18 protein-coding genes are annotated in these 17,972 nt (G+C 59.5%); 10 read left to right on the forward strand and 8 right to left on the reverse strand.

Going from position 1 to position 17,972, the window contains the following annotated elements:
• Window positions 1-263 precede the first annotated feature (263 nt).
• The 3 genes from ACLEIV_RS04185 to ACLEIV_RS04195 form a co-directional block, all read right to left on the reverse strand.
• A complete protein-coding gene (locus ACLEIV_RS04185) occupies window positions 264-1,532 on the reverse strand; it encodes an O-acetylhomoserine aminocarboxypropyltransferase/cysteine synthase family protein (protein WP_410455409.1) in 1,269 nt (422 codons plus the stop codon).
• A gap of 68 nt (window positions 1,533-1,600) precedes the next feature.
• Window positions 1,601-2,980, reverse strand: coding sequence for an ATP-binding protein (locus ACLEIV_RS04190; protein WP_410455410.1), 1,380 nt, complete (start codon window positions 2,978-2,980; stop codon window positions 1,601-1,603).
• The gene (locus tag ACLEIV_RS04195) at window positions 2,970-3,695 is read right to left on the reverse strand and encodes a response regulator (RefSeq protein ID WP_410455411.1); all 726 of its coding nucleotides are present in this window, start codon (window positions 3,693-3,695) and stop codon (window positions 2,970-2,972) included. The genes ACLEIV_RS04190 and ACLEIV_RS04195 overlap by 11 nt, the downstream gene beginning before the upstream one ends.
• Window positions 3,696-3,872: 177 nt before the next feature.
• Here ACLEIV_RS04195 and ACLEIV_RS04200 point away from each other — a divergent pair, with 177 nt between their 5' ends.
• Complete coding sequence (locus ACLEIV_RS04200; RefSeq protein ID WP_410455412.1) at window positions 3,873-4,343, forward strand: hypothetical protein; 471 nt, start codon at window positions 3,873-3,875, stop codon at window positions 4,341-4,343.
• 37 nt (window positions 4,344-4,380) lie between these two features.
• Here ACLEIV_RS04200 and asnC read toward each other — a convergent pair whose 3' ends face one another.
• The gene (gene asnC / locus ACLEIV_RS04205; protein ID WP_410455608.1) at window positions 4,381-4,851 is read right to left on the reverse strand and encodes a transcriptional regulator AsnC; all 471 of its coding nucleotides are present in this window, start codon (window positions 4,849-4,851) and stop codon (window positions 4,381-4,383) included.
• Window positions 4,852-4,993: 142 nt separating this feature from the next.
• Here asnC and asnA point away from each other — a divergent pair, with 142 nt between their 5' ends.
• On the forward strand, window positions 4,994-5,986 hold the full coding sequence (gene asnA / locus ACLEIV_RS04210) for an aspartate--ammonia ligase (RefSeq protein WP_410455413.1): 993 nt from the start codon (window positions 4,994-4,996) through the stop codon (window positions 5,984-5,986).
• Window positions 5,987-6,063: 77 nt separating this feature from the next.
• Here the strand turns inward: asnA and ACLEIV_RS04215 are convergent, their stop codons facing one another.
• On the reverse strand, window positions 6,064-6,450 hold the full coding sequence (locus ACLEIV_RS04215) for a CBS domain-containing protein (RefSeq protein ID WP_410455609.1): 387 nt from the start codon (window positions 6,448-6,450) through the stop codon (window positions 6,064-6,066).
• A 375-nt stretch (window positions 6,451-6,825) separates the two neighbouring features.
• Here ACLEIV_RS04215 and ACLEIV_RS04220 point away from each other — a divergent pair, with 375 nt between their 5' ends.
• The 8 genes from ACLEIV_RS04220 to ACLEIV_RS04255 all read left to right on the forward strand — a co-directional run bounded on the left by ACLEIV_RS04220 (window position 6,826) and on the right by ACLEIV_RS04255 (window position 15,791).
• Window positions 6,826-8,265, forward strand: coding sequence for a sensor histidine kinase (locus tag ACLEIV_RS04220; RefSeq protein WP_410455414.1), 1,440 nt, complete (start codon window positions 6,826-6,828; stop codon window positions 8,263-8,265).
• Complete coding sequence (locus ACLEIV_RS04225; RefSeq protein WP_410455415.1) at window positions 8,258-8,746, forward strand: hypothetical protein; 489 nt, start codon at window positions 8,258-8,260, stop codon at window positions 8,744-8,746. Before ACLEIV_RS04220 ends, ACLEIV_RS04225 begins: the two co-directional genes overlap by 8 nt.
• A 5-nt stretch (window positions 8,747-8,751) precedes the next feature.
• The gene (locus ACLEIV_RS04230) at window positions 8,752-10,095 is read left to right on the forward strand and encodes a sigma 54-interacting transcriptional regulator (protein ID WP_410455416.1); all 1,344 of its coding nucleotides are present in this window, start codon (window positions 8,752-8,754) and stop codon (window positions 10,093-10,095) included.
• A 59-nt stretch (window positions 10,096-10,154) separates the two neighbouring features.
• Window positions 10,155-11,180: a protein-methionine-sulfoxide reductase catalytic subunit MsrP gene (gene msrP / locus ACLEIV_RS04235; RefSeq protein ID WP_410455417.1), complete on the forward strand. Its 1,026-nt coding sequence runs from the start codon at window positions 10,155-10,157 to the stop codon at window positions 11,178-11,180.
• Window positions 11,180-11,824, forward strand: coding sequence for a protein-methionine-sulfoxide reductase heme-binding subunit MsrQ (gene msrQ, locus ACLEIV_RS04240; RefSeq protein ID WP_410455418.1), 645 nt, complete (start codon window positions 11,180-11,182; stop codon window positions 11,822-11,824). Before msrP ends, msrQ begins: the two co-directional genes overlap by 1 nt.
• Before the next feature lie 323 nt (window positions 11,825-12,147).
• Window positions 12,148-12,609 (forward strand): hypothetical protein, encoded by a 462-nt coding sequence (locus ACLEIV_RS04245; protein ID WP_410455419.1) that lies wholly within the window; start codon window positions 12,148-12,150, stop codon window positions 12,607-12,609.
• Between the two features lie 81 nt (window positions 12,610-12,690).
• Window positions 12,691-14,634, forward strand: a complete 1,944-nt coding sequence (locus tag ACLEIV_RS04250; protein ID WP_410455420.1) for a DNA topoisomerase III — start codon at window positions 12,691-12,693, stop codon at window positions 14,632-14,634.
• A gap of 83 nt (window positions 14,635-14,717) precedes the next feature.
• A complete protein-coding gene (locus tag ACLEIV_RS04255; protein ID WP_410455422.1) occupies window positions 14,718-15,791 on the forward strand; it encodes a trypsin-like peptidase domain-containing protein in 1,074 nt (357 codons plus the stop codon).
• 195 nt (window positions 15,792-15,986) lie between these two features.
• Here the strand turns inward: ACLEIV_RS04255 and ACLEIV_RS04260 are convergent, their stop codons facing one another.
• From ACLEIV_RS04260 to ACLEIV_RS04270, 3 genes are read right to left on the reverse strand one after another with little or no spacing between them, the layout of a single operon-like run.
• On the reverse strand, window positions 15,987-16,853 hold the full coding sequence (locus ACLEIV_RS04260) for a carbon-nitrogen hydrolase family protein (RefSeq protein ID WP_410455423.1): 867 nt from the start codon (window positions 16,851-16,853) through the stop codon (window positions 15,987-15,989).
• Window positions 16,850-17,458 carry a GNAT family N-acetyltransferase gene (locus ACLEIV_RS04265; protein ID WP_410455424.1) on the reverse strand — a complete coding sequence of 203 codons (609 nt, stop codon included), beginning with the start codon at window positions 17,456-17,458 and terminating at the stop codon, window positions 16,850-16,852. Before ACLEIV_RS04265 ends, ACLEIV_RS04260 begins: the two co-directional genes overlap by 4 nt.
• Window positions 17,458-17,868 (reverse strand): ketosteroid isomerase-related protein, encoded by a 411-nt coding sequence (locus tag ACLEIV_RS04270; RefSeq protein WP_410455425.1) that lies wholly within the window; start codon window positions 17,866-17,868, stop codon window positions 17,458-17,460. The genes ACLEIV_RS04265 and ACLEIV_RS04270 overlap by 1 nt, the downstream gene beginning before the upstream one ends.
• Window positions 17,869-17,972: the final 104 nt, after the last annotated feature.

Below are 17,972 nucleotides of genomic sequence, written 5' to 3' on the forward strand. Positions count from 1 at the left end.
ATGGTCGAGGAAGGCTGAAAGGGCCAGAGCCTGTCGGGAGGTACCCATCTCGAACAAAGTCCGCTCCGCCGACTCGCCATGCTCTAAGGCCACCTGTGCTGGTTAACGGCTGCGAACATCCAGTGAATGTTTGCAGCCATCGCTAAAGGGAGATGGCCTTAGTCCATGGCATGTGATGGTCGGCGGAGCTGACCCTTGGGCCTATGTCCACTACGTGGCGAAAGCCCTAATCTGCATCCAGTGGCACATGGGAATGGCACGAGTCAGGCCTTCAGCGCCTGCTCCAGATCGGCGATGATGTCGTCGCTGTGCTCTATGCCGATAGACAGGCGGATCATCTCCGGCTTCACCCCGGCCTGGGCCTGCTCGGCTTCACTCATCTGGCGGTGGGTGGTGGAGGCCGGGTGACAGGCCAGTGACTTGGCATCGCCTATGTTGACCAGTCGCTTGATGAGCGCGAGCGCATCGTAGAAACGTACACCCGCTTCGTAGCCGCCCTTGAGCCCGAACGACAGAATGGCCGAGGGCTTGCCTTTCATGAAACGCTGGGCGCGCTCGAAGTCCGGGTGTTCCGGCAGACCGGCGTAGTTGACCCAGGCCACCTGTGGATGGGCCTGAAGGAAGTTGGCCACCTTGAAGGTGTTGTCCACATGACGTTCCATGCGCAGCGGCAGGGTTTCCAGTCCCTGCAGCAACAGGAAGGCGTTGAGCGGCGCCAGGGCGCTGCCGGTGTTGCGTAGCGGCACGGTGCGGGCGCGGGCGATAAAGGCCGCCGGGCCGAAGGCCTCGGTGTAGACCACACCATGATAGGCCGGCTCGGGTTCGTTGAACTGGGGGAAACGCGCCTTGTGTTCGGCCCAGGGGAATGTTCCGCTGTCGACGATAATGCCGCCCAGGGAGTTGCCGTGGCCGCCGATGTACTTGGTGAGCGAGTGCACCACTATGTCGGCGCCGAAGTCGATGGGCTTGCACAGCAGGGGAGTGGCGACTGTGTTGTCGACCACCAGCGGTACCCCCTGGGCATGGGCCACGTCGGCCAGTCCCTGAATGTCGGCGACGTTGCCCGCCGGGTTGCCGATGCTTTCGCAGAATACCGCCTTGGTGTTGGCGTCGATAAGTCGGGCGATGGCTTGCGGGCTGGCGTCTTCGGCGAAACGTACTTCAATCCCCATGCTCGGCAGCATATGGGCGAACAGGGTGTAGGTACCGCCGTATAACTGCGGCGTGGTGATGATGTTATCGCCGCACCTGGCCAGGGTGATCAGGGCATAGTGGATGGCGGCACTGCCGGCCGACACCACAAGACCGGCGATGCCGCCTTCCAGTGCGGCTACCCGCTGCTCCAGCACGTCGTTGGTCGGGTTCATGATGCGGGTATAGATGTTGCCCGGGACTTCCAGGTTGAACAAATCGGCGCCGTGCTGGGCGCTGTCGAATTCGTAGGCCACGGTCTGATAGATAGGCACGGCCACCGATTTGGTGGTGGGATCCGTGATATAGCCATGATGGACCGCCAGGGTTTCGTCTTTCATCGGATGCTTTCCTTGTAGGTGTAATGCCGCCCAATGTAGGGGCTTTCACCCTGGCTGTAAAGCCGCCCTCAGCGGGGTAACCGCACCTGAACCAGCAGTCCTCCATCATGGTGATTGTCCAGCGTGAGCTCGCCGCCATGCTGATGGATCAGGGTGCGGGCGATGGCCAGGCCCAGCCCTATGCTGCCGTCTTCCGGGTTGCGGGCCGGGTCCAGCCGGGTGAAGGGTTTGAATACCTCTTCCAGCTGATCCTGCGGAATGCCGGGACCGAAGTCACGGATCAGCACGCGTACCCGTCTCGGTTCGGCCAGTAATCGCACTTCCACCTTGCCGCCGTATTTGACGCCGTTGTCCAGCAAATTCTGCAGCGCCCGGCGCAGGGCGGTGGGGCGACCCCGGTAGATGATGGCGTCCTGTTCTTCCAGGCTGACCTCATGGCCGTTGTCCTGCAAATCGTCGCACAGGCTTTGCAGCAGGCTGGGCAAGTCCAGATCCCGTACCGGCTCGGCCAGGCCGTCTTCCCGGGCAAACTGCAGGGTGGCGTTCAGCATTTGCTCCATCCGTTTCAGACCTTGCTGCAGTTTCTGTTTGTCTTCTCCTTCGGGCAGAAACTCGCAGCGCAGCTGCAATGTGGTGATGGGGGTGCGCAAGTCGTGTGAAATGGCCGCCAGCATGCGGGTGCGATCGGACACGAATCGATCGAGCCGGTCCTGCATGCGGTTAAAGGCGGACAGCATCTCGCGAATTTCGCTGGGCCCGCTTTCAGGTAGGGGCTCGAGCTTGTCGCCCCGGCCCAGACGTTCGGCCTGGCGAGCCAGTTCTTTCAGGGGCCGGGTGGTGCGTTGCAGCAGCCAGATCATCATTCCGGCCAGTAGCGCAGCCAGTACCACAAAGGACAGTATCGCCCTGGCGGACCAGGCGGGAATGTCCCGATCGATCAGCGAGGTGAAGTTCAGCCAGCGGCCGTCGGCCAACTCGATCACGCCATGGAGACGAATATCGGACAGCGGTGGGGAGTGATGATGTCGACGACGATCCTGTCCCCGCTCCCGGGGTGCCCAGTCGCGCAGACCCTGGCGGGACTCGATGCTGATATGAATGTCTCGTCGAGCGGGGTAGTCGAGCTTGTTGCGTATGATGCGCTCGAAGTTTGCGCTGTGCTCACCGGGCCGGGGGCGGGTGTCCGTCACTGTCAGCAGCAGGGTTTCGCTGCGGCTGGCGCGCAGAATTTCGTCGTGTAGGGCGGGGGGAGACTGGTTGAGCAGGCGGGTGACTGCAATCAGCCGTTGCAGGGTAAAGCGGCTGTTGACCATCCCCAGGGTTTCTTCCCGCTCCATGCGGTAAATCTGTACGCCCACCAGCTGGATCAGGACCAGGGCAAACAGAGCTACCAGTATGACCTGGCCGGTGAGACTGCCCAGCCAGTAGCGCAGGCGACTAGTTCCCATGGTGGATATCGGCCACCAGCATATAGCCGCCGCCCCAGATGGTCTTGATAAGTTGCGGGTGTCGGGAGTCGGACTCGAGCTTGCGCCGCAGTCGGCTGACCAGGGTGTCGATGGCGCGGTCGAAGGCCTGAGCCTCCCGCCCCCGGGCCAGATCCAGTAACTGGTCCCTGCTCAGCACCCGGTTGGGATGTCGGGTAAAGACCCGCAGCAGATCAAACTCGGCGGTGCTCAGGCTGATGGTCACGCCCTTGTCGTCGAGCAATTCCCGACGGGACAGATCCAGGGTCCAGTGACCGAAGCGGATGAGCCGGGGTTCATCGGCGGATGGCGTCAACCCTGGCTCAGGCTGGCGGCGTAATACCGCCTTGATACGGGCCAGCAGCTCGCGAGGATTGAAGGGTTTGGGCAGATAGTCGTCGGCACCCATTTCCAGGCCCACTATGCGGTCGGTTTCCTCACCCACGGCAGTGAGCATTATGATGGGCACTTCATTGCCCTGGCCGCGAAGCTCGCGGCACAGGGTCAGGCCGTCGTCTCCGGGCAGCATCAAATCCAGAATGATCAGATCGGGGCTCTGGCGGCTCAGGTACTGGCGCATTTCCTGGCCGTCCCGCACGGCCTGTACCCGATAGCCATGTTGCTCCAGAAAACGCTTCAGCAGATCGCGAATTTCCCCGTGATCGTCTACCACCAGTAACTGCCTGCCTTTGTTCATGAATCGCCCTCTCGTTGCTACCGGGCCAGTATAAGCGCCCCGGGCAGGTAAATAATGTCAAAGTATGGCAGTGGGCAAAGATGTCACACTTTGTGACAAAAAATCCGGTGGGTGACACAGTTGACTGACAAGGCGCTGCTTTAATTGATGCTGAAACCACCACCGATAGAGGTCATTATGATGAAAGCCAAATACAACGCCCTGTTGCTTGCCGCCACCTTGTTGACGGTACCCGCTCTGGTGAGTGCCGCTCATCACGAAGCCGACGGTCAGGCCGGGGCAGATGAGGCGCGCAAAGCGCACATGAAAGAGGGCTGCGAGCGCGGGGGCATGAAAGTGCGGGGCCATCACAGTCAGCGCCATCACGGCAGGATGATGGACCCGGCCCGCTTTGAACAGCACCTGAACAAGCGGCTGGAAAAGCTGGACAGCCCCGAGCTGAAGGCGCAGTTTCTGACCAGCCGCAAGGCCAGCCTGGTGGCCATGGAGCAGCAGATGCTGCTGCACAAGCTGATGGCCGAGCACAAGGCGGACAAGATAGAAAATGCGGAACTGAAAGCCGCCACCCTGGAGAAAATTGCCGCCGACAGCAAGGTGAAACAGCTGCGCCTCAAGCAGATGCAGGAGACATTGAACAAACTGAACTGAGAGTAAGATGTAGGGGGGAAATTCCCCCCCTCACGGTTCAAGGCGTTACATCCCTGTCTATCGGCTGCTGCAGCGAGATCAGAGTTTCGGTGGATTGAATTTCGTCGATAGGTTGCAAGCGGTGGACCAGCACATGTTGCAGCTCGTCGATGGAGCGGGTCATCACCTTGATGAAGATGTTGTAGTGGCCCGTGGTGTAGTAAGCCTCGACCACTTCTTCCAGCTGTTCCAGCTTGGCCAGCGCCCGGGGATAATCCCGGGCGCTTTTCAGTATGATGCCGATAAAGCAACAGACGTCGTAACCCAGCTTCTTGGGGTTCACCTGCACCCGGGTGCCTTCGATGATGCCCGCCTGTTTCATTTTCTCTATCCGCACATGAATGGTGCCGGGACTGACCGAAAAACGCTTGGCCAGTTCTGCATAGGGCACCCGTGCATTTTCCATCAACGCCATCAGAATGGATTTGTCCAGATTGTCGATACGATAATGAAGGTCGCTCTTTTCCATCATATTTTGAATATCCTGCAAAAATAAGGCGGTATTTTGATGAATTTAAATTAAGCGTGGAGTTTTTTCCATTTAATGTTGAATTTAAAGCGATATTCCTTGAGTATTCATCAAAACCAATCAGCAACCTCAGGTGAATGAGATGAAGCAATCCTATATTGAACGCCAACGCCAGATCCGTTTTGTGAAGGAGTATTTCTCCGGTCAACTGGCGCAGCAACTCAATCTGCTGGAAGTGCAGGCTCCCATTCTCAGTCGCCTGGGTGACGGTATGCAAGACAATCTGTCCGGCTCCGAAAAAGCGGTGCAGGTAAAGGTTAAGGCCATCCCCTCTGCCTCCTTCGAAGTGGTGCATTCCCTGGCCAAGTGGAAGCGTCATACCCTGGGTCGCTTCGGCTTCGATGCGGGTGAAGGCATCTACACTCACATGAAGGCGCTGCGCCCGGACGAAGACCGCCTGAGCCCCATCCACTCCGTTTATGTGGATCAGTGGGACTGGGAACAGGTTATGTCGGCGCAGGATCGGGATGCAGACTTCCTGATTGGCACCGTTAACCGCATTTATGGGGCCATCAAGCGTACCGAGCAGGCGGCGGCCGCCGAATTTGGTCTGACGCCTTTCCTGCCCGAGCAAATTCAGGTGCTGCATGCGGAAGAGCTGCTGACCCGTTATCCGGATCTGGATGCTAAGGGCCGCGAGCGCGCTATCGCCAAAGAACTGGGTGCCGTGTTTCTGGTTGGCATCGGCGGCAAACTCAGCCACGGCGACATTCATGATGTGCGGGCACCGGACTATGATGACTGGTCCAGCGCAGGTAAAGATGGCCTGGCCGGTCTGAACGGTGACATTCTGGTGTGGAACCCGGTACTGGAAGACGCCTTCGAGATTTCCTCCATGGGCATCCGGGTCGATCAGGAAGCGCTGCGCCGCCAGCTGGCGCTGACCGGTCATGAAGACAGAGCCGGACAGGAATGGCACCAGGCACTGCTGGCCGGAGAGCTGCCTCAGACCATAGGTGGCGGCATCGGTCAGTCACGCCTCGCCATGCTGTTGCTGCAACTGTCGCATATCGGTCAGGTACAATGCGGCGTGTGGCCGGCAGAATTGCATGAATCGGTCGACGCTCTGCTGTAAACGGCGGCGCCGAGATGCAAAAACGGGAACCTCAGGGTTCCCGTTTTGCGTTCTGAATACCCCTGTCAGTCATTGACTCAGTAATTGATGGAACAGCTCTGCAACTGTCTGTTGAGAAACAGCATGACCTGATGTCGGGTGACGATGCCTATGACCTTGGTGTTTTCGACTACCGGGTAGAGCTTGGGTTTGGCGCCGCCCATGAGGCGTGCCAGCTCGAATACGTCGTCATTGGCCGACACGGTCAGCGGATCTCTGCGCATCAAATCATTGACCGTGACCCTGCTGTCACAGTGGTAGCTGGCATTGATCAACTTTGGGATGCAGTCCTGCTCGGAAAGAAAGCCGATAATCTGTCGCTGCGCATCCACCACCGGCAAACCACTCAGGCCGGACTCCAGCAGCCTGTCCAGTGCCTCGGTGATGGACATTTCGGCTCTCAGCGTGGGTAGACTGTGCCGCATGATTTCACTTACTGTTGCCATCGCCATTCTCCTTGTATTACTCATAAACTGAGTGTGGCATCGTTAGGCTCGGTAAGCCAATAGGTACCGCCTGAACGATTGATAGTCAGGGTCGCCAGTGGCGAGCGGTACTGAAGTTTTTCGGCCGTTGTCCGGCGGGCACAATACGTCTCGGAGTGACAGTTGTTGCTTCTGTAGCCTGTGTTTAACCGCCCCCGCAGGGCAGCATTTGTGGGGGCTGACTACTGCGTTATCGCTCATTTATGTAGAATGACCGCATGGCATCAGCGCTGCCTTGTATCAAGACCCCACAAGCGGCTGCAAAAATCATCTCGAAAGATCAACAGACCTAATAACCGAGTGAGTGTATGGATAATGTCTAATGCGGTCAGGGGATTTGCCCCCCGCTCTTTGCTGCGACTGGTGTTGATCGCCTTTACCCTGGTGTTGCTGCCGCTGATCCTGCTGGTCATTCAGAATGGTCGCAGTCTGGACAGGGTCAACTTGCTGGCGCAGGACGGGATTGAAAGTGCTGTCATCGACACCCGGCGTGCATCGGATATGAACGACCTTGCCCTCGAGATGGAGCGAGCCATCCGCCGCTATGCGGTATTGGGCAATCCGGAATTACGCCATTCCTATCTGCGGTTGCTGGAGCGTTATCGGCTGGAGCTGGATCAGTTGCTGCTGGGCATCGACGGTGGCGACCTTGGCGCCTCCTTACAACATCAGCTGGTCTATTTGGTGGATCTGGCCCAGGCCAGTGGTGAGCAAATTCGCGAGCGGGTGGAGATGTTCAACGCCTTCAACAGCGCCACTCTGGCGCTGGATCAGCTGACCCGGGCACAGATTGACGGACGCATTCGGCAGTTGCGGGAGCATGTCATTCAGGTGCGGCAGCAATTGTGGATGCTGAGCGCGGCCCTCGGGGGCGCAAGCCTGGTACTGGTGCTGTTGTTTACCTATCTCATCATTCGTCCTGTGCGGCAGCTGGAGCGGCGTATTCTTAGCCTGGGCGCCGGGGTCGAGCCGGACGAAAAACCGATACGGGGGCCGGCGGAGCTGGTGGCACTGGGCGACAAGCTGCAGTGGCTGCATCAGCGATTGCGTGAGCTGGAAGCGCAGAAGCTGCAGTTTTTGCGGCATCTGTCCCATGAGCTGAAAACGCCGCTGGCAAGCTTGCGGGAGGGGGCCGATCTGTTGCTGGAACAGGTGACGGGCCCGCTGACCGTCGAGCAGGAAGAAATCTGCGAGCTGCTGGTACATAACAGCTTTCGCCTGCAGGGGCTGATCGAACAGTTACTCGATTACAATCGCATTCAGCAGGTACAGGTCTATCAGGAGCCGGTGGTGGTGTTACCGCTGTTGGAACAAAGCCTTGAGGCTCACCGACTGACCATCGAAAACAAGAGATTAGAGGTCAGCCTGGCGCTGGATGATGAATGCCCGCTGGCAGATGGTCATCGATTGAAGCTGGTTTTGGATAACCTTATCTCCAATGCGGTAAATTACGCCGATGTGGATGGCTTGTTGCGGGTGGAAGCCTGGTTCGAGCCGGAGGCTTATGTGCTGACGGTGGCCAACACCGGCCAGCCGATATCGGAACGGGACCGAGAGCGCATTTTCGAGCCTTTCGTGCAGGGCAGTCAGGTGCGCAAGGGCGTACTCAAAGGCTCCGGCATCGGGCTGAGTATCGCGCGGGAGGCCGCCGTCAGCATGGGTGGACGCCTGACATTGAATACAAGCATGGCAGAGCTGGTTTGTTTTGAACTGAGCCTGCCCAAAAATAATGACAAAGGGACAAAAAATGAATAGAGCGTGGTATTGCGGTGTGTTGGCATTGATGCTGACTGGCTGTTCATTGCCGTTTTCGCTGCCTTATCAGCAGCAACCCGAACCCACCTGGAGTCCGGCCTCCGACAGCCAGGAGCTGAATGACTGGCTGCAGCTGTCGGCCGAGATGATGAGCAGCAGCGAAGTCGAGCGTCAGCAACGGTTGCAGCAGCTGCAGAACATGCCCGTCAATAACGAGTTGAAGCTGGCCTTGTGGTTGAGTCACCCCCGGGCGAGTATCAACCAGCGGCAGCAGGCCCAGCAGTTGTTTAAACAGCATTTGCCGGCGGTGAATACCCGGGTGCAGCAATTTTTTGGTGTCTATCAGAGCTATAATCAGGAGCTGCTGACCTTTCACCGGCAACTGACCGAGCGGCAGCAACAGGTCGACACCCTGACCCGTAAACTGAAGGAGCTGGCCAGCATCGATGAGCAGATCAACGAACGTAAATTCCGAGAGTAGACGCCATGAAGCGTAAAGCCAGAATACTGCTGGTGGATGACGACGTCAGCCTGCTGAAGCTGCTGGGACTGCGGTTGAAAAGCGAAGGCTTCGAGGTGAGCACGGCCGCGAGCGGCGCCGAGGCACTGGAATGGCTGGAGCAGGAAAGGCCGGATATGGTGTTGAGCGACTTGCGCATGGACGGCATGGATGGTCTGGCACTGTTCGACCGGATTCAGCGTCAGCATGTAGGGCTGCCGGTGGTGATCATGACCGCCCACGGCTCCATTACCGACGCGGTTACCGCCACTCGTTCCGGTGTATTCGGTTTTCTGACCAAGCCTATCGACAAGGAAGCGCTGCGCAAGACCATCAACGAAGCCTTGTCGGTGTCGCTGCCGGCGATGCAAGACGAATGGCAACAGAGGATCATGACTCGCAGCCCGGTCATGGTGGCGTTGCTGGAGCAGGCCCGGCGCATGGCCCCGCTGGATATCAGCGTGATGCTGACCGGGCCCTCCGGCTCGGGCAAGGCATTGATGGCCGAGGTATTGCACGATGCCAGCCCGCGGCGGGATTATCCCTTTATATCCCTTAACTGCGGCGCCATGACAGAGCAACTGCTGGAGTCGGAGCTGTTCGGCCATGTCAAAGGTGCCTTCGATGGTGCCGTGTCCGATCATCCCGGTGTCTTTCTTGCCGCCCAGGGGGGGACCCTGTTGCTGGAAGAGGTCGGTGAGCTGTCGTCGTCGCTGCAGATAAAATTGTTACGAGCACTGGAGCAGCAGCAGGTGCGACCGCTGGGGGCGACCCACAGCATCAAGACCGATGTGCGGGTGTTGTCTTCCACCAATCGGGATCTGGTTTCCGCCATGGAGCAGGCGACCTTTCGGGAAGATCTGTTTTATCGGCTCAACGTGGTAAATCTGGATCTGCCGGCGTTACAGCAAAGGCCCGAGGATATTCCACTGCTGGCGCGCCATGCGCTGGATTTGCTCAGGCAGCGCCAGCAGACCCAGGTGACCGGTTTTGCTCCCGAGGCGTTGTCGATGCTGGCAGCGGCCAACTGGCCGGGTAATGTACGACAATTGCTGAATGTGGTCGAGCAGGCGGTGGCACTGGCCTCGGCCCCGGTCATAGGCCCGCAACTGCTCGAAGGCATACTGGCGGGCAGCGGCGAACAGTTTCCTACTTTCAACGAGGCCAGAGCCGAGTTTGAACGGCTGTATCTGCACAAGATACTGCGCATGGCAGAAGGTAATGTCAGCCAGGCGGCAGGGCTTGCCGGGCGCAACAGGACCGACTTCTACAAGTTGCTCAACCGACACGGCATCGAGGCCGGCACCTACAAGGAAAAAGGCAAGGGGTGAAATTTTTCTGCAGGGAGGACGCTCTTTGTATGCAATCGGACAGACACAAGAGGCTTCAGATGCGGATTCACAACAAGAAAAAATCGGAATTGAGTGAAAACCAGGTGACTCCGGAGCCAATTTATCGCCAGCGTCGGCAGATACTGCAAGGCCTGGGGTTAGGCCTGGGAGCGGCGGCACTGAGTGGCCCGGCCAGCGCCGGTTTGTTCGACTCCCTGCTGGGCGGTAAGGAAACCGCCCCCGATGCTGGCGCGGCTCAGACCATTCCCCTGACCTTCGAGCGCCCCGAGGCCTACCGGCTTGCCATACCGCAAACGGCCGAGCGGGTGGCCAGCAGCTACAACAACTTCTACGAGTTCGGCGCCGACAAGTCGGATCCGGCCCGTTATGCGCAGCAGTTCAAGACCCGGCCCTGGACCCTGACCATTTCGGGTGAAGTTGACCGGCCCCAGACGCTGGATGTGTGGGCGTGGATGGAAAAACAGCGACTCGAAGAGCGTATCTATCGTCATCGCTGCGTCGAGGCCTGGTCCATGGTCATTCCCTGGCTTGGGGTGCCCCTGGCGGACATCATCAAGGCCGCCGGGCCGACCTCCAGGGCTAAATATGTCGCTTTTGAAACCCTCTACGATCCGGAGCAGATGCGCGGCCAGGCCTCCCGTTTTACCGGCGGCGGCATCGACTACCCCTATGTGGAAGGACTGAGGCTGGACGAAGCCATGAACCCGCTGGCACTGCTGGCGGTGGGTATGTACGGCAAGACGCTGCCGCCCCAGAACGGTGCACCGATAAGGCTGGTCGTGCCCTGGAAGTACGGCTTCAAGGGCATCAAGTCTATCGTTCGCATCCACCTGACCGACAAGCAGCCGCCCACCACCTGGAATCAGCTGGCGTCCTACGAATATGGCTTTTATGCCAACGTCAATCCAGAGGTGGATCATCCCCGCTGGAGCCAGGCCAGCGAGCGGGTGATTGGCGAAGGCGGCCTGTTCGGCAGCGAGCGGAAGCCGACCCTGATGTTCAACGGTTATGAAGACGAAGTAGCCAGTCTCTACCGGGGCATGGACTTGAGGAAGCTGTACTGATGAAGCTGACTCCCAAAGGGATAACCCGGCTGAAGGTACTGCTGCATGTGGCAGCTGTGCTACCGCTGCTGTGGTTGCCCTGGGCTTTTGAAAGCGGGCGCTTCAGTGCCGATCCCATTCCCGAGTTGCTGCAGTTTCTCGGCGACTGGGCGTTACGGCTGTTGTTGCTGACGCTCTGCATCTCCCCTCTGGCCAAAAAGCTGAAAAGCGGCGGCCTGATCAAGATACGGCGCCTGCTGGGGCTCTGGTGTTTTACCTATGCCAGCTTGCACCTGCTGGTGTGGTTACTGCTCGACCTGCAACTGGCCTGGGGCCAGATTGGCGAGGAGTTGGTCAAGCGCGGCTTTATTACCCTGGGCATGGTGTCCTGGCTGGCACTGCTGTTGCTGGCGGTCACTTCTACCCGCGGCTGGCAGCGCCGGCTCGGTAGTCGCTGGCAGCGGCTGCACAACTGGGTTTATCTGCCGGCCCTGCTGATACCGATACATTTCTGGTGGGGCGTCAAGTCCGGCTGGATTGAGCCGGTCATCTATCTGGTGCTCAGTCTGAGTCTGTTGTGGTGGCGGCGTGACAAGCTGAGCCGCTGGTGGAGAACCCGGCCTAAAGCCAGGAACAAGAAAAAGGCGATGAATAGTGAGGGGTGAGGCCACCTCTTGGTTACAAATTTTTGTTGGTTTCTGGTGACAAGTGGCGATAGGAGGTCGGACAAAGGGCACAACTCCGCCGACACGCCGTAAATCCTTCCCTGGGGCCCCGGCCGTCCAGGCATTCCCACCATCCATGGCGGTCAGATGGCATTTGCTGAGTGTCACAGGGATGTGCTCGCAGCGTGTCGGAGGAGGCAACCCTGTTGCCTCTTTAATTCCACAGGTTGATTTGTGACTAAGAGGCTGGGCGCGAGAGGCTTACCACCTCCCGCTCACATCGGTTAAACTGGCGGCTTTTCGGGCAAGCAGCGGAGTATTGAATGGATAATCGGTTATGGGGATTGTGTTTTCTCGATGAAGGCGTGGCACTGTCGGTGATCAGCCGCAAGGAAACCCGTTGCCAGTGGCTGAGCGACGAAGATCAGGCCCGGCATTACCTGCTAAATGATTACCTGGATCATGTGGCCGAACTGGGTGAGCTGGACCAACAACAAACCTCGGCGGCGCGGGATCGGTTCGAGTTGCTGATGGAGCAATATCCGGAGCCGGAAACCCTGGTGGAATACCTCAACGATCTCACCAGTGGTCTGACCCGTATCCTCTGGTTTGGTCCGCTGTCTGCGCTGGCCGAAGACTACGGCGATTTTCCCCTGGCGCTGCGAGCCTACTACTGGGAAGAGTATGGCGAGGGTGAAGAAGATCCGGTGACGCCGGTGGTGGAAGACGACTGGATTTATCTGGTGGAAGCCATGGACGACTTTCTGCTGCAGGACGATTATTGAAGTCGGTCCCCTTCTGCTGCTAACCTGTATCCATATACAGTAGCCATCTGCAGCCATGATTTGCAGTCACAAGCGTCCCCTATGATCCTCTACATTGCCGAAAAACCCAGTCTGGGCCGCGCCCTGGCCGAGGTGTTGCCCAAACCCCATCAGAAGGGGGATGGTTTTATTCGTGTGGGCAACGGCGACGTGGTCAGCTGGTGCATCGGGCATCTGCTGGAGCAGGCTCAGCCCGCCGCCTATGATCCGGCCTTCAAGCAATGGCGGCTGGAACACCTGCCGATCATCCCCCGTGAGTGGAAGCTCGAAGCCAAGCCAAAGACCCGCAGCCAGCTGACGGTGCTGAAGAAGCTGTTAAAGCAGGCCGATGACATCGTTCATGTTGGTGACCCGGATCGAGAGGGCCAGCTATTGGTGGACGAGGTTATCAGCTTCTGCGGGGTCTCCGTCGCCCGTCGGGACAAGGTACAACGCTGTCTGATCAGCGACCTCAACCCGGCCGCGGTCAAGAAGGCGCTGGCGGCGCTGCGACCCAACCGGGACTTTGTGCCGCTGTCAGTGTCGGCGCTGGCACGTTCCCGGGCCGACTGGCTCTATGGCATCAACATGAGTCGGCTCTGTACCATTCAGGGCCAGAAAATGGGGTATCAGGGGGTGCTGTCGGTAGGCAGAGTGCAAACTCCGTTGCTCGGTCTGGTGGTACGGCGGGATCGGGAGATCGGTTCCTTCACCGCCAAGCCCTATTTTGAGGTGCTGGCCCTGTTGCAGACCGAGGCTGGTGAGCGATTCAAGGCCAAATGGCAGCCCAGTGAAGCCTGTCAGCCCTGGCAGGACGAAGAAGGTCGGATCTTGTCCCGGGCGTTGGCAGAAAACGTCATCAAACGCATTCAGGGCCAACCGGGACGGGTGGTCGGGGCCGAGCGCAAGCAGCGTCGGCAGGCACCACCTCTGCCTTACAATCTGTCATCCTTGCAGATTGACGCCGCTCGCCGTTTCGGGCTCAGCGCCAAGCTGGTGCTGGATGTTTGCCAGACCCTGTATGAGCGGCACAAGCTTATTACCTATCCCCGCTCCGACTGCCGCTATCTGCCGGAAGATCATTATCATCAGGCCGAGGCGGTCACCGGGGCGCTGGCCCGCACCAGCCCCGAACTGGCGCCGGCGGTGGCCGAGGCGAATTTAAGCCTGCGCAGCAAGGCCTGGAACGACAAAAAAGTCGAAGCGCACCATGCCATTATTCCCACCGCCCGGGCGATGGACGGCGGCAAGCTGTCCGGGGCCGAACAGAATGTGTATCAGTTGATTGCCCGTCAGTATCTGGCCCAGTTTTATCCACCCTGGGAATATGAAGACAAGCAGCTGGATGTCGACATCGCCGGAGGCCGCTTCGTCTCTCGTGCCCGGCAGCAAATCCGCCCGGGCTGGAAAGCCCTGTTTGCCCAGCCGGGTAAAAAAGAGGACGAAGACCCCGAGTTACAGTCGACCTTGCCCGCGTTGGCGGTGGGTGATTCCCTGCTATGCCTCGAAGGTGAATTGCTCGATAAACTGACCCAGCCGCCCAGGCACTTTACCGACGCCACCCTGCTGGCGGCCATGACCAATATAGCCCGTTATGTCACCGACGCCGAGCTCGGGAAAATACTGCGCGACACCGATGGCCTGGGTACTGAGGCGACCCGTGCCGGTATTATCGAGCTGTTGTTCAATCGCCAGTTTTTAAGGCGTGAAGGCAAGCAAATTCGGGCCACCGAGGCGGGTATCAGGCTGATCGGCAGCCTGCCCGAGTCGGCCACCACTCCGGACATGACTGCCCGCTGGGAGGCGGTGCTCGATGCCATCAGCCGCAAACAGGCCGGTTATCAGGGCTTTATGGCCGAGTTGGAAGCTTCCTTGCCTGCGCTTATCAGCCAGGTGGATCCGGCGGCGTTCACGGACCTGCAGGGTGGCGGCAAGTCGAAAAACTTCCGCAAACGCAAGCCGCGCAAAGCGGCCGCCGGTACCTCGAGCAGCTCGAAAAAGCGCTAGGCGGGAATCCGTGGAATACGGCGTAGTTCGGCGCCGTTGGGCTGCTATGCTTAGGCTTTTAATGCCGCAGATGGAAGCCCATCATGGACAGGATTTCGTTGTTGTTTGGCTTATTGGCCCTGTTGCTTGCCGGCTGCGGCCTGAGCGGAGAGGCCGGATATCAGGCCGGTTACGCCGCCCGGCTTGCCGGAGACGATGACAAGGCTTTCGAGCATTACCTGGACGCGGCCCGAAGCGATAATTATCCCGAGGCGCGCTATCAGGTGGCCGGTATGTACCTGGAGGGCCGGGGAACCCGGCAGGATACGGAGCAGGCAATCAGCTGGTTGACCCGGGTGGCGGAGTCCGGTGAACCGGAGTGGCGCAACCGTGCTCACCGACAACTGGGTCTCATCTACCGGGGTGATCATGGGGAAGGGTTTCGGGATCGGCGCAAGGCGGCGGAGCACTTTCGCCTGTGTGCCGGGCTGGGGGATGCCGACTGTGGCCGCTTGCTGGCGCTGCTTACCCCGCCATCCTTGCGGGTAGTGGCTGCAAGTCGCGAAAGCGCGGTTTCCGGCCTGCCGGCCGTGGATATTTACGCCCGCCATGCGGCCAGCGTGTACAAGATAGTGGTGTATGAGCAACTGGGCGCGGGCCTAGAGCCCATCAGCGTCGGCTCGGCCATTGCCATAGACCCCTACCGTGCCATTACCAGTTATCATCTGCTGCAGGCAGGTGGGGTACCGGTCAGCATAGACAGCCGCGCCGGCAACGATGCCGTGCAGGAGGCCGATGTGCAGGTATGGCAGGTTACCCGGGTGGATCCCCGGCGGGATCTGGCACTGCTGACCCTGGCCGAGCCGGTTCGACCACTGAACTTCACCAGTGGCATGGCATCCTTCGACCGGGTGCGGGTCGGCGAAAAGGTGTTTGCCATCGGTGCTCCGGCCGGGCTGGACAAAACCCTGACCGAGGGCATCGTTTCCGCATTGAGAACCGAGAACGGGGTGCGGTTGATCCAGACTTCGGCCCCCATCACCTATGGCTCTTCGGGCGGTGCCCTGTTCGATACCGAGGGGCGGCTGCTCGGCATGACCATCAAGGGTGTGCAGGCATGGGGTAACTTGAATTTTGCCCTGTCCATGGACGAGGTACAGGCCTTTCTGGCTGAGTAGGCGGTCTTCACCGGTGTCTATCGGACAAAGGGCTCGATCCGTCGACTCGCCGTAAACCCGTCCATGGGGGGCCGACGCGCCATCCCTGGCGCTAAGGGGCGGCGGCGCAGATCCCTTTGTCCTCCTTGATGCTGCCTCTGGAACTGCAACCCACAGAATGCTCAGATACTTGATGGGATTGCTAGATAGGGAGCGTCAAAATCGGGCCTGACCATCCCAGTCTCTATGGTTGAATACCTGCCCCTGGGCTCGGACCTCGGCCAGGGCCGCCAGATCCAGCTCGGCCACTACCCACTGGGGTCGCTCCGGCTCACCCATGACCAGCACGCCGTCGTCGGGATAACCGTAATCCACCGGGGTATAGATGGCGGCTCGTCCGGTGTTGATGTCCACCGCCTCCGACCAGGGCGCCGTGCCTATGGTGGGAGACTGGGCCACGAAGCACTGGTTTTCCAGCGCCCGGGCCTGGCAGCCGATGCGCACCCGGTTGAAGCCGGCTTCGGTATCGGTGCAACTGGGTACCAGTATCAGGTTGGCGCCGGCCTCGACCTGACGGCGGGCCAGCAGCGGAAACTCGCTGTCGTAGCAGATGGCCACGCCTACCTTGCCGAACACGGTATCCAGCACCTTGAGATCGGTACCGGACTGGATCTGCCATTGCTCGTTCTCGAAGCGGGTCATCTGCAGCTTGTCCTGCCAGTCGATACGGCCATCGGGATAAAACAGGAAGGCGCGGTTGCGATAACTGCCGTCGGCCTGGCGCACCGGAAAGGTGCCGGCCAGAATATGCAGTCCGTGCTGTTTGGCCAGAGCACCGAACAGAGTCTGGAAGTCCGCCAGCAGACTCTGCATGGCGTCGAGTTGGCCATGCAGCGAACGATAGACGTTTTCCTCGAACAGGGACGCCAGTTCCATGCTGAAATATTCCGGAAACAGCAGGAAGTTGGCGCCTCGATCGACCGCGTCCTGCACCAGGCGTCGGATCTTTTGCTCGTAGGCGGGCCAGTCCGGCAGAAAGTCGATTTGATACTGGGCGCAGGCCAGTCGCAGGGCGGGCGTCATAGTGATGTCTCCAGTGGCTTGAGGTAAAACTGCATCGGCTTGTCGGTCTCGTTCGGCTGGTCGATATCCTTCCAGCCGAAGTGAGCCCGCAGACCCGGCTCGGGCCGGTAACCGAAGTGTTGCCAGACCGGCTCCAGCGACCGATAGCCATGGGGTCGCAGCGGATGCCCGGCGGGGCGCACCACGGCGCAGAAGGCCGCCAGCTCGAAGCCGCCCAGTTGCCGGGCATGCTCCTCCCGGCCATTGAAGAAGGCCTTGTATAGGCTCTGTCCGCGATAGGCGGGCAGTAACACCGACTCGGCGCAGTAGAAGATGCGGTCGGTATCCAGCCCTCGTTCGACAAAGGGTCGACGAAAGGCTCCGGCTTCATGGCTCAGGGGCAGGCCGGTGGAAGCGCCCACCAGATGGTCGCCATCGAGCGCCAGTACACAGACGCTGTTGTCGGTCTCCAGGTAGGTACTCAGATAGTCGGCTTCATAACCCGGATTTCCGTCATAGAGATAGGGGAAGTCGCGGAATACCCTGATACGCAGTTCGGCCAGCTTGTTCAGCCAGGGTGCCAGCCCGGGGCCGGAGACCGTCAGCAGTCGGACCGGTTCTCTCATCAGGCGCTGACCTGGGCGACCCAGTCGTTGAGGTTGTAGTAGTTGCTGATACGCGCCACCTTGTTGTCGCGCAGCTCGAAGAAGGCGCCGGCCGGCAGCCGGTAGCGTTGGCCGCGAGCTTCGGGCAGGCCGTCGTCGGTCACCAGATACTCGCCTAGCACCACAAATTCGGCGGCGGCCCGGCTGCCATCGGCACTGCTCATGATCTGAATGTCGACCAGTTGTTCCCGGTAGTTGCGGTTCATGCGATCCATGAAGGCGGCGAACGCCTCGCGGCCGGTTTCGCGGTCGCCCTGATTGATGTCGTGTTGTACATCGTCGGTCAGCAGCGTGAGGAAGGCATCCATATCACCGGCGTTAAAGGCCTGGTAATAATCGGCGATCAATTGTTCGGCATTGGCTCTGTTCATGATGATGCTCCTGATTCTGACAATAGCAGGCTAATCTCGGTGAAAGTGCCGAACCGGTCAAGGGCGGCGGGCCAATGCGGCCGGCAAATGACTTTTTCGGCTCG

The sequence above is a fragment of the Oceanisphaera submarina genome, from assembly GCF_046521305.1.
Lineage (GTDB): Bacteria > Pseudomonadota > Gammaproteobacteria > Enterobacterales > Aeromonadaceae > Oceanimonas > Oceanimonas submarina.